A 14,941-nucleotide genomic window follows, 5' to 3' on the forward strand; every position below is an offset into this window, starting at 1 on the left:
ATATGTAAATGCAATTGCAACAGGCATAGAAAAGGCCAGCCTGCTTAAATTCAGACTAGCCTTTTTTTGTACAATAAATCAGTTTGCTTTTGTAAGCGCTTTTTTAGCCTTCACCCGTAATCATTTGATAGCCCAGACGCACAATTAGAATACTCACCAACACCAAGAACAAAATTCGAATAAAACCACTACCATATTTTAATGCAGCTTTTACCCCAACAATCGAACCTAAAATATTGGCCACAGCCATCATGCCCCCAATAGCAAATAACACATGCCCTGTGGGTGCAAAAAAGCTTAAGGCAGCTAAATTCGTGGTTAAATTGGCAATTTTAGACAGCGCGGATGCATGTAAAAAGTCAGCTTTTAAGTAACGAATAAAAAAGAAAATAAAGAAACTGCCCGTACCCGGCCCAAAGATGCCGTCATAAAAACCAATGGCTAGACTTCCAACCGCAGCCAACAGTAATATTTTGGGTGTAAGTTCTTGGCGAATATGCACTTGGCCAAATTGCTTTTTACAAAATGTATAAATCGCAATAATGATCAGCATGATCAGTACAAATGGGCGCAGTACTTCTTTAGGCACCATCGATACACAAGCAGCCCCTGCAAACGATGCAATAAAAGCACAGCTGGCAATGATTGCGAGTAATTTCCAACGTAGCTTCACTTGACGCAAAAAAGTGACTGCGGCTGAGGCTGTACCAAAAATAGATGACAGCTTATTGGTACCAAAAACCGTTGCAGGTGCCAGTTGTGGCATCGCATTCATAATGGCTGGAATTTGAATTAAGCCACCCCCACCAACTGCAGCATCAATTGCGCCTGCAAAGAACGCAAAAAATAGCAACGTCAGGATGATTTCAATGTCCACAAGATTGACCTTTTATTAAAACAAATGGGAGAAACTACAAATTTAAAACACGTTTAGGAACTAAGCGTTTTTGCGCGGTGATTTCAGCCAAACCTAAACATTTTTCACCATCAAAAACTAAGGCTTCCGCCACAGCTTCATGCTCAATATTACTTTCCATGCCACGGCTAAAATATTCCGCACGACCCTCTGGTACTTGCACTTGAACTAAGTGTGATACAGGTGCATGTGCAGGCAACAACAGCGCTTCACGCTCTTGCTCAGTCAAACTTTCCAAATACTCAATGGTATAACTTGGAATCAGCTCAAACGGGCCGGTTTTAATCCGATGCAAATAGGTTAAATGCCCGTATGTTCCTAAAGCTTTTGCTATATCTTCGCCTAATACACGAATATAAGTTCCTTTCGAGCACGTCACATCTAAAGTAATACTATTCTCTGTATATGACAGTAACTCGATTGCTTCTATATGAATTGGGCGCGCTTCACGCTCAATTTCAATCCCTTGGCGTGCCAGCTCATACAACGGACGGCCTTCTTTTTTTAAAGCCGAATACATCGGTGGAACTTGTTGAACATCACCTTGAAATAAAGCCAAAGCCGCCAAAATTTTAGCTTTGGTCAGTTCAGGCACAGCCTGCTCTAACAAGACCTCACCTTCCACATCACCCGTGGTAGTGCTATGCCCTAAAAATACAGTGGTTTGATAGCGTTTCACTGAATCTAACAAATAGTGTGAAAACTTGGTCGCCTCTCCTAAACAAATTGGTAAAAGGCCTGAGGCTAAAGGATCAAGCGCACCTGTATGACCGCCTTTATGCGCACGAAACAACCAACGTACACGCTGCAAAGCGCCATTCGAGCTAATACCAAGTGGCTTATTCAGAAGGAATACGCCACTAATCGCACGGCGCTGAATTTTAGGAGAAGATGCTTTCATAATCACACTAAGCGAGGGAAATCCTGCGCAATGTTAACCCAATACTTACAACATTTCTGTGATTTTGTACGACTTTTATGGCATATTCTGAGCAACCAAAATGATTCTAAAACAAATACAATAGGAATAAGGTGCATTAGGATATGCAAAAAAATAAGTTATGGTTGATTATCGCTACTGTCATTATTGCCATCGTTGCTCTAATTTTCTGGCTTTCGCCAAACAACCCTACATCAGATACAAGTCAACAAAATCAAAATGCTACGCTCAACCCAAACAGTGAAGCCAACACGGCATCAGCAAGTGATGCGACTGCTGGCCCTGGCTTTATGAGTAAGAGCCAACAAGACACGCAAATTAACTGTCAGATGACCATGGACAGCTCTAATCGCTTAATTGTGAATGAACAAACGCGTAACTGTTTTGAATATTTCATTACCCAATACGGCGAAAAAAGTTTGGATCAAATCAAAAAAGATTTTCAAACATATATACAAAATACCCATAAAGAGCCTGCACTTTCACAAATTTTAGATTTGTGGAAACGCTATATGAACTACCGTGAAGCTCTGGGGCAATTGCAAGCACCTAATATTGATCAGAATGATCCGAAATACTACCGTGCCATTTTTAGCAGTACACAAAATTTACGTAAGCAACACTTTTCAGATTATGAAATTGAAGGTCTTTTTGGTACGGAAAATACCTACCACATCTATACCCTGAACCGTTTAGATGTAATTAATGACAAAAAGCTCAGTGAAACTGAAAAAGCCAAAAAACTGAAAGATTTATTTGATGAACTTCCTGAGGATTGGAAAGAAAACCTTGAACAGATTAATAAGTTAGAAGACCTTCGAAAACTGAGTGCAGATATTAAAGCACGTGGCGGTTCGGCTGAGGAAATTCGCAATATGCGTTTAAACTTGGTTGGCCCAGAAGCGACACAACGTTTAGAAACACTCGATACACAGCGTTTGGATTGGAAAAACAATGTGAATGGTTACTTGGCAGAACGCGATAACATTATGAAAAGTGGCATGAGCGAAAGTGCCAAGCAACAAGCCGTTCAACAGCTTCGTAGCCAACATTTTCAAAGTAAAGAAGATCAACTTCGGGTAAATACTTTTGAAACGCTACATGACCAAGGTGAAAAACTCCCATTTAGTGATTAAGCTTTTGCTTGTATCATCCTTTAAAGCCCCGTGATCATTAACACAGGGCTTTTTAGTTTTAACCATCATTTTGACTACAATCAAATTTACTTATTCTACTTTCGCAATCAACCACAAATACATTGATGAAATAACATTCACTGTAATGTTCATTTTCAGTGTATTTTTTGAGCAAAAATTATGGCTATAAATGTCATTCACAGATATATCATGTCCCCAAATGACATGGTTTAAACAGGTCAGCATGGAAAAATAACCATGCATTAACATGTGTTCAATCAGCACCCAATTGCTTTTTCCTCAAGCCCATTTGAATGATTCAAATTTGATGAAAACAGGCGTGCTGTGATTTATAAAAATAGCGATAACAACAACACAAACAAAGGAACGTGTATGCGATCTATCAAAACAACGGCCAAGATGGCCTCTCTAGTGGCATTAACAACTTTAACTCTGGGTTTAACTGCAACCTCGCACGCTGCACCAAGTGTGTTATCGGTAACTGAAAAAGCAAAATCAGATTATGCAAAAACCAAATATCCAATTTTGATGGTACATGGTTGGTTAGGTTGGTCACGTATAGGCAATGAAAGCTTGAACATGGACTATTGGTACCAAATTCTTCCAGATATGGCACGTAATGGTTCAACTGTATTTGCAGCACAATTATCACCAGCCAATACCACTGCATATCGTGGCGAACAACTGATTAGCCAAGTTGAAGACGTGATGGCGATTACAGGTAAAGACAAAGTGAACCTAATTGGTCACTCGCATGGTGGACCAACTGTACTGTATGTGTCTTCTACACGCCCACAATACATTGCATCCATTACTGGTGTTGCAGGAACCTATCACGGTTCAAAAGTTGCAGATGACATTCAAAACAATAAGCTCAGCCGTACTGCATTCAATATTTTAGGTGACTATATTGTAGGTCCGCTCATTGCGCTTGCACAATTAAAACCTGAGTTAGGCATTGATTTTGATGCTTCCATGAAGTCACTCACACAAACTGAATCTGCAAACTTCAATGCGACAGTTGCAAAATCAGCGGTGAATGATGGCGTATTATCTGCAACTGAAAACTGTAGTAAATCATTGAGTAATGTCGACCGTAAAGGTATTTACTACTACTCATGGACTGGCGTTGCACAAACCACGAACCTTCTTGATTTAGATACAATCCTTATGCAATTAGGGCCATTATCTTATGGCAATAAAGACAATGATGGCATGGTGTCACGTTGTAGCGCATACATGGGTAAAGTGATTAACGACAGTTATAAACTAAACCACACAGACCTCGCAAACATGCTGTTTGGTTTAACTGGTGTCTTTGCTCAAGACCCAGTTGCATTATATCGTCAACATGCAAACCGCTTAAAACTACAAGGTTTATAAGCATATTATAAAAGGTCCTCTGAAAGCTTTCAGGGGCCTTTTTTTGTCCATTTTTGTGTTGTTAAACATTGTTACAACTCTTTAAAACGATCATCTAGCATCGTTTGCAAATCTTGGGAACGACTGCTTTGATATTCATGACAAATTGAATTGTCAGATTTATAAAACTAAAAACAATGCAGGATGACCACAATATGAAGTTTAAACTTTTATCCGCAAGTCTTATTTCTTTACTTTGCATTAACAGCGCGATGGCCACTCAAGCTACACAAATCACCGATAAAAAAGTGAGCTCAAGCTATGCCAAAACTAAATACCCAATTGTATTTAATCATGGCATGGGTGGTTTTATTAGCATTGGCAATGACACGCTAGGGATGGACTATTTTTATCAAATTCTGCCCGATTTAGCCCGTAATGGGGCCAATGTCTGGGCAACTCGTGTATCCCCTTTTAACTCGACAGAAGTTCGTGGTGAACAGCTTTTACAACAAGTACTCGAAATTCGTGCATTGACGGGTGCGAGTAAAGTCAATCTACTTGGCCATTCCCATGGTGGGCCCACTATTCGGTATGTTGCAGGTGTACGACCTGATGTGGTTGCATCTTTAACCAGTATTGCAGGCCCGCATCAAGGCTCTCCTGTAGCTGACCTCATTTTAAAAGCAGAAGGCACGCCAATTGAAGGGCCATTGGTAGGCACAGTCAATTTTGTGTCCAAAGCGATTACTTGGGCACAAGGTTTAGATCCGAACAGCTATCCACATGATTCTTTAGCTGGAGGCAGTAGCTTAACCTTAGCAGGCTCTGCAAAATTTAATGCCCAATTCCCACTCGGCTTACCTAAAACCGCATGTGGTGAAGGCAACAGCGTAGAAAAAGGCATTTATAACTACTCATTTACAGGTGTTGGCCAAATCACCAATATTTTAGACCTAGACTCAGCACTTAAAGTCACTGCATTGTTGATTGATGGCGGAAAGGACAATGATGGTTTAGTGTCTAAATGTAGTGCGAAGTTTGGTAAAACCATCCGTGACAACTACAACTGGAACCATCTGGATGAAGTCAACCAAGTCCTTGGCTTAAAAGCGTTATTTGCGCCAGACCCTGTTGATGTTTATCGCCAACATGCCAACCGTCTAAAATTACAAGGACTATAAAATTTAATTCCCCATTTCTAGAAACTTGTTGAGTATTTTCAGCAAGTTTCTACTTCATGTATCCATTTTTATCTGTGCAAAAGCACACACACTTTTTAATTAAAATTCACAGTTAATCCGATTATTGTGCACTTCATCACATTTTTAATTGCTTTTCTGCAAACATCTTTATACTTTGTTTATAGATGACGGATCTCATCTTAAAAATAGAAAATGAAGGAACAGAAAATGAAATATAAAATTTTACTCACTAGCCTTTTAACCTTATCTGCATTCAACACAACAACATTTGCATCTTCGCAAGCAATCAAAGACCTTGCTGTGCAAAAGACCCCTGCAAATAGCTATGCTTCATACGCAAAAACCAAATATCCAATTGTTCTTGCGCATGGTTTATTTGGTTTTGGTAGTGTTTTTGGTGTCGATTATTTCTATCAAATTGCACCTGACTTAGCACGTAATGGTGCAAATATTTGGGAGACGCGTGTTTCTACCATGAACTCCAGTGAGCTTCGTGGCGAGCAAACGCTGAGTCAGGTTCAAGAAATATTAGCCATTACAGGTCAAAGCAAAGTCAACTTAATTGGTCATAGCCATGGTGGTCAATCCGTTCGCTATGTGGCAGGTGTAGCTCCAAATATTGTGGCATCTGTCACCACCATTGGTTCTGGCAATAAAGGCGCGAAACTCGCAGATATTCTTGAGGGTGTTTTGGTTGGTAGCGTGCTAGAACGACCTGCTCGTGCAATCTTTGATACGCTAGTCAGCCCAGTTATTAGCTTTGCTTCAGGTTTAGATCCGAATGTATTCCCTTATGATGCGAAAGCAGCACTTCAAGCTTTGGGTACTAAAAAATCATTAGAATTTAACCAAGTTTTCCCAAATGGTGTTCCTTCAACGAGCTGTGGTGAAGGTGCATACCAAGTTAATGGAACCTACTACTATTCATTTATGGGGAATTCTCCATTCAATTCCGTATTAGATCCGAGCGACTATGGCATGTTAGCTTCTTCACTATTAGCAGGCGAAGGTGATGGTGTTGCAGGACGTTGCTCTTCACGTTTTGGTAAAGTCATCCGTGATACTTATCAGTGGAATCACCTAGATGAAGTGAACCAACTTCTGGGCATTCGCGGTATTTTCTCTGCCGATCCAGTCCAAGTGTATCGTGAACACGCCAACCGTCTAAAATTACAAGGCCTATAATATTGATATCGATATTACCTTCCCTAAATAGTCCAGCGCTCTGCTGGACTGTTTAGTTTAACTTACAAATCTGTATTCATTCCGTCGACTATATCACACTTCCTGTTTTTAATTTCTTATAATCAAATTTGACAACATCTATTGTCAAACATCTAATTGCAGATGCAATTGAGAGTAAAACAAAAATAAAGGATCAGCCATGAACGGAAAATTAAAAATCACTCTGCTGTGCACTACCCTGTTTACAGGCATTGCATTTACACCATCCCATGCAGCCCAAGGTATTCAGAAAGCTACATCAACTGTCATCTCAGACAATTATGCCGAAACCAAATATCCGATCGTGTTTGTACATGGCATGTTTGGCTTTAACCGTTTGGGTAGTGCAGTCTTTGGACTAGATTACTGGTATCAAGTACTTCCAGATCTTGCGCGCCATAAAGCAACGGCATTTGCTTCACAAATTTCACCGCTTGAATCAATCGAAGTTCGTGGTGAACAGCTTTTGACTCAAGTGGAAGAAGTCATCGCCATTACAGGCAAGCCTAAAGTGAATTTGATAGGTCATTCACATGGTGGGCCTACAGCACGTTATATTGCTGGTGTCCGTCCAGACCTTGTTGCATCTGTGAGTAGTGTTGCAGGTACCAATGACGGCTCTCCTGTCGCAGATTTGGTACAAAATATTCCTGTTTTAAATGGTGTACTTGCTGTCGTGATGGATGCAGTGATGACACCAGTCATTAATTTTGCACAGCAGTCAAATCTCCCTTCTAATTTTCAAGCCTCAATTTATAGTATGTCGCAACCGGGAGTAAAAAAATTCAATGCCAAATTCCCACTGGGTATGCCAATAGCAAAATGTACTGATGGTCCAAGCCAAGCCAATGGCATTGCGTTTTACTCGTGGACTGGTGTGTCGAATACCACCAACCTGCTGGATCCAGACACGATTTTTACAGCAATGGGGCCAATTGCTTTTAGTGGACAGCCAAATGATGGCCTCGTGAGCAAATGTAGCAGTAAATTAGGTAAAACTATTCGTGATGACTATAAATGGAACCATTTTGATGAAGTCAATCAAGTGCTCGGCTTAAAGGGATTTCTTGCGCCTGATCCTGTTGCAGTCTATCGTCAGCATGCCAATCGCCTAAAACGACAAGGGTTGTAAAACTAATCTTAATTTTTAAAACAAAAAAATGCGCCCAAAGGCGCATTTTTTAACTCGTGATAAAACTTAAAATTAAGCTTTAACTTTACGAGCTGGTAATTTTTCGCGAATACGCGCAGCTTTACCAGACAATTCACGTAGGTAGTAAAGTTTAGCACGACGAACGTCACCACGACGTTTCACTTCGATACCAGCAACGATTGGAGAGTGAGTTTGGAAAACACGCTCAACACCAACACCGCTAGAAATTTTACGTACTGTGAACGCAGAGTTCAAACCACGGTTTTTCTTAGCAATTACAACACCTTCAAAAGCCTGAAGACGTTCACGCTCACCTTCTTTTACTTTTACTTGAACAACTACAGTGTCACCTGGAGCAAAAGCTGGGATGTTTTGTTTAAGTTGCGCGTTTTCAATTACTTGAACTAAAGGATGCTTACCGCTCATGGGGTATCTCCAATTTATGTGGGCCAGAAGAGGTCTGAGTTCCACTGGGGCTAGAGGCTAAAGCGCATAGACCCGATTGACTTTCCCTTTATACTTGACCACTTCAAGGTATAAAGAGCCTATTTAAATACTTAATTTACATTAAGCAATATGGTTTGCTCGAAGCAACGCTTCTCGCCTTGCGCTCGGGTAAAGCAATGCTTTACTTACCCTTACTCATCTTTTAGCCATTTTTTTTGCTGCTTACTCAACTCAACTTTTTCAACCAATTCTGGTCGACGTTCAAGTGTCCGTTGATAACGCTGCAAAAAGCGCCATTTTTCAATATTTGCATGATGCCCAGATTTAAGAACTTCAGGCACATCCAAACCTTCAAAATGATCTGGCTTGGTATATTGTGGGCAATCTAAAAGACCATCCACAAACGAGTCTTGTACGTGTGATTGCTCATCAGACATTGCACCCGGAAGTCTCCGAATAATACTGTCCAATAAAACCATCGCAGGGAGTTCACCGCCAGATAAAACGTAATCCCCTATGGACCATTCCTGATCAACATACTTTTGGATCAAACGTTCATCGACCCCTTCATAACGACCACAGAGCACAATCAGTCCGTCATATTCGACAAATTGCTGTACTGCAGGTTCATTTAAGGTTTGACCTTGTGGTGACATATACACCACAGGAACACGAACTGCACCCGCTTGCGTTGCAAGCTCTTTAGCACGATGGATTGCTTTTGCCAAAGGCTCAGCCATCATCACCATACCTGGGCCACCACCAAATGGACGCTCGTCCACTCTTTTGTAATTGCCCTCAGCAAATTCACGAGGATTAATACAATGGACTTGTACAATCTCTTTCTTTACTGCGCGCCCGCTAATACCGTAGGCTGTAATCGCTTCAAACATTTCAGGAAAAAGCGTTATGACTGCAAAAAACATCGCAGACTCCTCTATTTTCCTGCTGCGTCAATCCATTAAGGATTAATAATCTACGCCCCAATTCACGTAGATACGACCAGCTTCGAGATCAACTCGCTGTACCACATCTTTATGCCATGGAATCATACGCTCTTCGCTATCAACGCTGTCAGCAGTAGCGCGAACTACCATCACGTCGTTAGCACCTGTTTCAAACAATTCGTGGATTTGACCGAGATTGATTTCTTGCTCATCTTCATTAAGACCTAACACAGTTAAGCCTTTTAAATCTGACCAATAATACTCGTCCACACCTGCTTGAGGCAGTTGCGATTTAGAAATCCAAACATTTGCGCCGACTAAGTTGTCTGCTGCAGTGCGGTCTAAGACCCCCTTCAGCGCAACAACTAAGCCTTTGCCATGTGGTTTCCAGCGTTTTACATCTGCTGTTTGCCAACCTGCTTTGGTTTCAATGTACCAAGGTAGGTAGTCAAAGATGTTGCTCATAGGTTCTGTATTGGAATAGACCCAGAGCCACCCATTTAATCCATAAGCTGAACGTAGCTGTCCAATCTGAATACGATCTTCTGGAACATTCTGTGTTGGTGTCATGGGCAAGCTACTACCGTATTAAACAGCAGCTGCAGCTTTTTTAGCTTGAGCAGCTAAAGAAGCAACACGGTCAGACGGTTGAGCGCCTTGAGATACCCAATGAGCAAAACGGTCAGCGTCTAAACGAAGTTTTTCTGCTTTACCTTGAGCTGTAGGGTTGAAGAAACCGATACGTTCGATGAAACGACCGTCACGTGCATTACGGCTATCAGTCACAATGATTTGATAGAACGGACGTTTTTTAGCACCACCGCGTGCAAGACGAATAACTACCATGATACAACCTTATAGTTTTTACGGATTATCCCTGTACCGACCATCGATACACTTCAAACCCCTTTCATAGAGGGCGATATTTTACGCTAAAATCATATAAAGGGAAAGGTTAATATTCACTTATCCACAGTTTTGAATTTGGTTCAATTATTATGGTGATTGTGTCGTCCAACTCGTTGAGGAGTTAGGATCACACCACATTACATCAGAACTACTCCAACACCGCATATCAGCTTGGTTTAAACCCAAATAACCATTTCCCAATTGCCCCCCTACTGGGCGAGCGGACAATCTCCAACTATTGGCTGTCACCGCATTTAAGGTAATCGTATATGTTGCTGTTTTATTTGGGGCAAAACTATATTCACCACTTGAGTTTACAGCATAACCAAGACTTGCAAGCGTTACAGCAGTACCATTGGGGGTAAAACTATAATTTGCCATTTTAAATCGTTGTAATTGCCCTGCAATATTAACTAACTCTGCTTGTGCTTCAATACGCTTTGTTTTTTGCCCTGCATTTTTATATGAAGGATAAGCAATTGCAGCAATAATTCCCAGAATAGCAACAACGATAATCAATTCAATAAGCGTTAAGCCCTTGTGTTTCACGGCAACTTCCATGCCTCACTCCCAGTTCCACATGTAGTGAATTTAACATTGGCATATGTTTTATTTTTACAACTCATACCATTACTATTAATGAGATAGCTATATATTTTACCATCCGTAGACAATGCTCGAATTACCCAATTTTTGCCCAATGGTGCAGTAGTTGCATTTAACTTTATCGGAGAAGTATCTGAAGAATCACCATCCATCACCTCAATTTTATATTTTGCGGTGGTCGATGTTGCACCGTATGGCAAATACAGTGGATCAGGAGATAATGCAAAACCTAGATAACTAAATTGCCTCGATTTTTGATGCTCTAAATCTTTCACAATTTTTTGGATTTCTTGCTGAGCATTATTCTCTTGTGACTTACGTACAAAAACCTGATAACTAGGAAATGCAACTGCAGCAATGATCCCAACAATCATTACTACAATCATCATTTCTAGAAGTGTAAAACCCTTCTTTTCACTCATCATTTACACTTCATCCTAGTTCTTTTCATACCAACTTTGAGGGATGAGCTGATTACTTGCTCTATAAGTTGTGCCCGTAATTTTATTACTTGATGATAAAGTACCTAATGATGCGATAATACGGCGAGAGGCTGGATCTGATCCTGGTCCCATCGTAATACCTAAAAGTCCTTTACCTAAAACCAGTGTATTACTTGCCACAGTATCACCATTCGCGCATTGTCCGTATGGCATACAGAAGCGGTGTGCTTGACTCATCCCGTAAATACCAGCGCCACAGCTTTCTGTTGTTCCCACACCTTCTGCATCAAATGTACTTACGTATAAGTCATTATCAATTGCAATCAAATCACCTTGAACTTTTTCAACAGCTTTACGTCCCGTACTTGAGCTAAATGCGTAATACCATCCCTTATATGCTGAGTTTTCCTTATTTGCAGCCAAATTTGCTGGGGCAGTCTGCCCTGTAACAATAGCATTTAACTCACGTTCTGTACTGCTTAAAGCATATAAATTACTTAAAATAGGACTTGTACCCAGTGTAGAAGATGCTGGGTTCTTTTTTGTTACCACTGTGTCATAAATATTATAAATTGCATCATTTACAAAAGAAGAATTTAGAGTCTTCCCAGAAGCTACTTCTGAGGCTGTGTCAGTTTCAAGTGCTGAAATATACTGGCTGTTTACTTTCTTACCTAACAACGGCGTACTACGGTTTCCGGAACCAATACTAATAACAGCAAATAGATCACCAGTTCCTTGATAAACCGTAAATGCAGGCATTTCATAAAAACGTGGGCTTACACCATTATCTACATGACCGTTATAAATTCGAGTAATTTGCGAAGCATAATTGGATGCAGTACCACTCGCAGCATGTGTACTATTTAGATCCACACGGAAAACCTGACCACCCAAATCCCCAAAATAAAGATGATCTACATCGCCATCGCCATCGCGATCAACGCCTTTAATTTGACTAACTACACTATATTTTAGGTAATCACCATCTCCAATAAGTGTTGTTCCTGCTACTGCAGGTGTTTTCACAGCATCATAAGTTGACCACAGTAACTCACCAGTATTTGCATCAAACATATATACACCAGCACCAACACCATTAGTTTGATCGTAATTAATACGCTCATAGCCAGCATCATAACCACCACCAACAAACATAACTAATCGGCGCTTGCCTTTCCACTGTACATTGGCAATAGTCGGTTTAGACCAGCTTTGCCCCATTTTATCTAAATTATTATAAGGAGTTGTTACAGCCCCCCCCTGATCATTATAACGATCAACACTGCCAGCAACAGGATTGATACGGAATTTAATTTTAGGATCATTGTTTGTACTGTTAGCAATATTTGTTAAGTCTAAAGCATAATAACTACGCCCACCCATACGTAAGCCACCATAGACCCACTGCTTTCCATACTTTGTAGCAGAGTCATAAACCTTGAAAGTCTCATCCGTAGTGTTATACACATATTCTGTATGTGCTGTCCAAGCCCCATCTACACCATAATACAAATTATTCATACCATTAGTACTTGTCTCTGTTGTACTCACGGTTTGAGGCGGATCTAAAAATGCTTTCCCTTGTGCAGCTAGCATTTCTTGCGGTACAAATGAAAATACTTCCTGTCCTGCTGTGTTTCCAACAGTCGTTATCTCATCTGACTTTCCTGCTTTTACAACATGCAACACACCCTGCGTTGTACCAAATAAGATATAGTCATCTCTATTGGTTGTATCCATATATGCATCTCGTGCAGCCACAGCAGCAGTCGTCGTCGTTGCTGCTTGAGCCGCTTGGGCTGCCACATAAGAAACTTTACCTGATTGCGTAAGTAGCACAGGAGTCGAATGCATTACCGCGCCAATTTGACGAAGTTCGGGAGCAGAAGTAAGTAAAGCATCTACAGATGCAGAATTCGTCAATTCTGCTACTTGAGCCTGTGTTACATCATATCCAAGTAAGCCTAAGTAATATCCACGGGCCCTTGGAGCTTCCTTGATATAAGCCTCATTCACAGTAGTTAGTGTTGTACCATCACTTGTAAAAACTTTGCGATTTAAAGTTGAGTCAGTTTTTTTCAAATTTAAACGGCTGAGTATACCCCCCAAAGATTTAAGGCTTTGTTGTGCAGCAGTTATTGAAGCCGTATAATTCGGCGTCCATAAGTCCTCATTGGCTGTATTTAAAACACCTGCACTACTAAATAAAGCAGTGTTATTTTTATCTTTCAGTACACCATCAGCAACATTGTATTTTTTTAGGTTGCCGGTCCAAGCACGAAATTCTTCAGAAGGTTTTGGCTGAAATTGTGGGAAATAGGCATAAGGCTGAATAACTGACGTATTCAAAACATCTTGGGGAATAGCAGATGTGCCTGTGGTAATAGCAGGAATTGGAACTTTAATCGAGTTCACAAAGTTAGTTACACTATTAACAATATCATTGGTATTCGATGCACTATACCAGCCACCTTTACCAGCAACAGCCGCTTTTGCTGCAGCAAGTGTATTTCCTGAGAAAGATTGACTCAATGTAGCATCAGTATAAGTTGTCGTTGGATTATAAATTACACTCTGACCATTTGAATTTGAAAAGTTAAAAGCGGTACCAAAACCCACAACAGCCGTTTTAATCTCTACATTACTATTATTTTTTTTCTGTTGAGAGTTTGCAGCCATCGATTGCACACATGACCACGAATCTGAATCTCCACCTGTACACTGTGTATCATTCAAAGCAAACGTATTACGCACTTTAGCATTGTATGTTGTTTTAGCTGATGATGGACTATCTCCAGACGGATCACCATCTGTTAAATAATAAACACCGTACCCAGCACAAGCAGTTTCAGCATTAGGGCTTGAAATATGATCAAATAGTCCAGATATACCTGTAGCATAAGCACGCGCAATAGGCGTACCGCCTGTAGCACTCCAGGTTTTTATTTCATCCAATAAAATCCCTCTATTTGTAGCGTTCAATACCAATGGCTGTGACTTAACAGCAGGAGTTGAAGATCGAAATGTTGTGAGACCAATTGATGATGTTGGCGGTAAAGGAGTATTTTCTGTAGCAAGTTTCCCACTATCGACAGAAGAATTCCCAGCAATTAAATCAAATAGACTTCGCTTCAACATTGTCACACGATCTGGGCAACTATAGGTTTGCTCAAGCTTTGAAACCCAAACTTTTTTCAACTCCCATCCAACAAATTTCCACTCCCAACCTCCGAAATCACGGAGCTCTTTTAGACAATTCTTTACGTCAACTTGTCTAGTAATTTGAGCTTGTCTTGTTGAATTTAAATTATTAAATGTACTTTCATCAATATAACAGTATGATCCTTCAAAGTCATAATTCGCTCTATCCCAAGTAGCTCGAACCACTAAACTCTCGCTGGTACAATTCGTACTTGTACCAAAAAAATCGCGTTGTACCGATTTATCAATTGATTGTGACATGGATCCAGACAAATCCAGCACAAACATTAATGTTGCACCGCCCGTTGTAGGCGCTTTATAAATCTCAATATCACTAGCATAAGTTGTCGCTGTTTGACACAACATTGCAGTTGAGAGAGCAGTTAAACTTGTTACTAAACCTTGCTTATATTTTTTGGTTTTCATTC

The 14,941-nt window shown here is 40.5% G+C and carries 14 protein-coding genes; 5 read left to right on the forward strand and 9 right to left on the reverse strand.

The window, feature by feature from the left end; all coding sequences use genetic code 11:
* Positions 1-103: 103 nt before the first annotated feature.
* Positions 104-877 (reverse strand): sulfite exporter TauE/SafE family protein, encoded by a 774-nt coding sequence (locus D9K81_RS09625; protein WP_120373607.1) that lies wholly within the window; start codon positions 875-877, stop codon positions 104-106.
* Positions 878-911: 34 nt separating this feature from the next.
* Complete coding sequence (truB, locus tag D9K81_RS09630) at positions 912-1,817, reverse strand: tRNA pseudouridine(55) synthase TruB (RefSeq protein ID WP_120373608.1); 906 nt, start codon at positions 1,815-1,817, stop codon at positions 912-914.
* Between the two features lie 143 nt (positions 1,818-1,960).
* Between truB and D9K81_RS09635 the strand changes: the two genes are divergently transcribed.
* The 5 genes from D9K81_RS09635 to D9K81_RS09660 all read left to right on the forward strand — a co-directional run bounded on the left by D9K81_RS09635 (position 1,961) and on the right by D9K81_RS09660 (position 7,936).
* Entirely contained in the window at positions 1,961-2,992 is a 1,032-nt protein-coding gene (locus tag D9K81_RS09635; RefSeq protein ID WP_120373609.1) for a lipase secretion chaperone, read from the forward strand.
* A 420-nt stretch (positions 2,993-3,412) separates the two neighbouring features.
* Entirely contained in the window at positions 3,413-4,396 is a 984-nt protein-coding gene (locus tag D9K81_RS09645) for an esterase/lipase family protein (RefSeq protein ID WP_407923629.1), read from the forward strand.
* Between the two features lie 194 nt (positions 4,397-4,590).
* The gene (locus tag D9K81_RS09650; RefSeq protein WP_120373612.1) at positions 4,591-5,559 is read left to right on the forward strand and encodes an esterase/lipase family protein; all 969 of its coding nucleotides are present in this window, start codon (positions 4,591-4,593) and stop codon (positions 5,557-5,559) included.
* Positions 5,560-5,772: 213 nt separating this feature from the next.
* Entirely contained in the window at positions 5,773-6,765 is a 993-nt protein-coding gene (locus tag D9K81_RS09655; RefSeq protein ID WP_407923626.1) for a lipase family alpha/beta hydrolase, read from the forward strand.
* 199 nt (positions 6,766-6,964) lie between these two features.
* On the forward strand, positions 6,965-7,936 hold the full coding sequence (locus tag D9K81_RS09660; RefSeq protein ID WP_120373614.1) for an esterase/lipase family protein: 972 nt from the start codon (positions 6,965-6,967) through the stop codon (positions 7,934-7,936).
* A gap of 72 nt (positions 7,937-8,008) precedes the next feature.
* On the opposite strand, the gene rplS is transcribed toward D9K81_RS09660, so the two are convergent.
* The 7 genes from rplS to D9K81_RS09695 all read right to left on the reverse strand — a co-directional run bounded on the left by rplS (position 8,009) and on the right by D9K81_RS09695 (position 14,939).
* Positions 8,009-8,383 carry a 50S ribosomal protein L19 gene (gene rplS / locus D9K81_RS09665; RefSeq protein WP_120373615.1) on the reverse strand — a complete coding sequence of 125 codons (375 nt, stop codon included), beginning with the start codon at positions 8,381-8,383 and terminating at the stop codon, positions 8,009-8,011.
* Between the two features lie 212 nt (positions 8,384-8,595).
* Entirely contained in the window at positions 8,596-9,330 is a 735-nt protein-coding gene (gene trmD / locus D9K81_RS09670; RefSeq protein ID WP_120373616.1) for a tRNA (guanosine(37)-N1)-methyltransferase TrmD, read from the reverse strand.
* Positions 9,331-9,372: 42 nt separating this feature from the next.
* Positions 9,373-9,921 carry a ribosome maturation factor RimM gene (gene rimM / locus D9K81_RS09675; protein WP_120373617.1) on the reverse strand — a complete coding sequence of 183 codons (549 nt, stop codon included), beginning with the start codon at positions 9,919-9,921 and terminating at the stop codon, positions 9,373-9,375.
* An 18-nt stretch (positions 9,922-9,939) separates the two neighbouring features.
* On the reverse strand, positions 9,940-10,197 hold the full coding sequence (rpsP, locus tag D9K81_RS09680; RefSeq protein WP_005013161.1) for a 30S ribosomal protein S16: 258 nt from the start codon (positions 10,195-10,197) through the stop codon (positions 9,940-9,942).
* 150 nt (positions 10,198-10,347) lie between these two features.
* A complete protein-coding gene (locus D9K81_RS09685; RefSeq protein ID WP_120373618.1) occupies positions 10,348-10,821 on the reverse strand; it encodes a type IV pilin protein in 474 nt (157 codons plus the stop codon).
* Positions 10,806-11,288: a type IV pilin protein gene (locus D9K81_RS09690; RefSeq protein ID WP_227602009.1), complete on the reverse strand. Its 483-nt coding sequence runs from the start codon at positions 11,286-11,288 to the stop codon at positions 10,806-10,808. Before D9K81_RS09690 ends, D9K81_RS09685 begins: the two co-directional genes overlap by 16 nt.
* A gap of 15 nt (positions 11,289-11,303) precedes the next feature.
* The gene (locus D9K81_RS09695) at positions 11,304-14,939 is read right to left on the reverse strand and encodes a PilC/PilY family type IV pilus protein (protein WP_171406908.1); all 3,636 of its coding nucleotides are present in this window, start codon (positions 14,937-14,939) and stop codon (positions 11,304-11,306) included.
* Between the last annotated feature and the right edge of the window lie 2 nt (positions 14,940-14,941).

It is taken from the genome of Acinetobacter chengduensis (assembly GCF_003664645.1).
Lineage (GTDB): Bacteria > Pseudomonadota > Gammaproteobacteria > Pseudomonadales > Moraxellaceae > Acinetobacter > Acinetobacter chengduensis.

Coding starts and splice junctions, on each gene's coding strand:
- truB (WP_120373608.1), bottom strand. CDS start 1,817: ATGAAAGCATCTTCTCCTAAAATTCAGCGCCGTGCGATTAGTGGCGTA.
- D9K81_RS09635 (WP_120373609.1), top strand. CDS start 1,961: ATGCAAAAAAATAAGTTATGGTTGATTATCGCTACTGTCATTATTGCC.
- D9K81_RS09645 (WP_407923629.1), top strand. CDS start 3,413: ATGGCCTCTCTAGTGGCATTAACAACTTTAACTCTGGGTTTAACTGCA.
- D9K81_RS09650 (WP_120373612.1), top strand. CDS start 4,591: ATGAAGTTTAAACTTTTATCCGCAAGTCTTATTTCTTTACTTTGCATT.
- D9K81_RS09655 (WP_407923626.1), top strand. CDS start 5,773: ATGAAGGAACAGAAAATGAAATATAAAATTTTACTCACTAGCCTTTTA.
- D9K81_RS09660 (WP_120373614.1), top strand. CDS start 6,965: ATGAACGGAAAATTAAAAATCACTCTGCTGTGCACTACCCTGTTTACA.
- rplS (WP_120373615.1), bottom strand. CDS start 8,383: ATGAGCGGTAAGCATCCTTTAGTTCAAGTAATTGAAAACGCGCAACTT.
- trmD (WP_120373616.1), bottom strand. CDS start 9,330: ATGTTTTTTGCAGTCATAACGCTTTTTCCTGAAATGTTTGAAGCGATT.
- rimM (WP_120373617.1), bottom strand. CDS start 9,921: ATGACACCAACACAGAATGTTCCAGAAGATCGTATTCAGATTGGACAG.
- rpsP (WP_005013161.1), bottom strand. CDS start 10,197: ATGGTAGTTATTCGTCTTGCACGCGGTGGTGCTAAAAAACGTCCGTTC.
- D9K81_RS09685 (WP_120373618.1), bottom strand. CDS start 10,821: ATGGAAGTTGCCGTGAAACACAAGGGCTTAACGCTTATTGAATTGATT.
- D9K81_RS09690 (WP_227602009.1), bottom strand. CDS start 11,288: ATGAGTGAAAAGAAGGGTTTTACACTTCTAGAAATGATGATTGTAGTA.
- D9K81_RS09695 (WP_171406908.1), bottom strand. CDS start 14,939: ATGAAAACCAAAAAATATAAGCAAGGTTTAGTAACAAGTTTAACTGCT.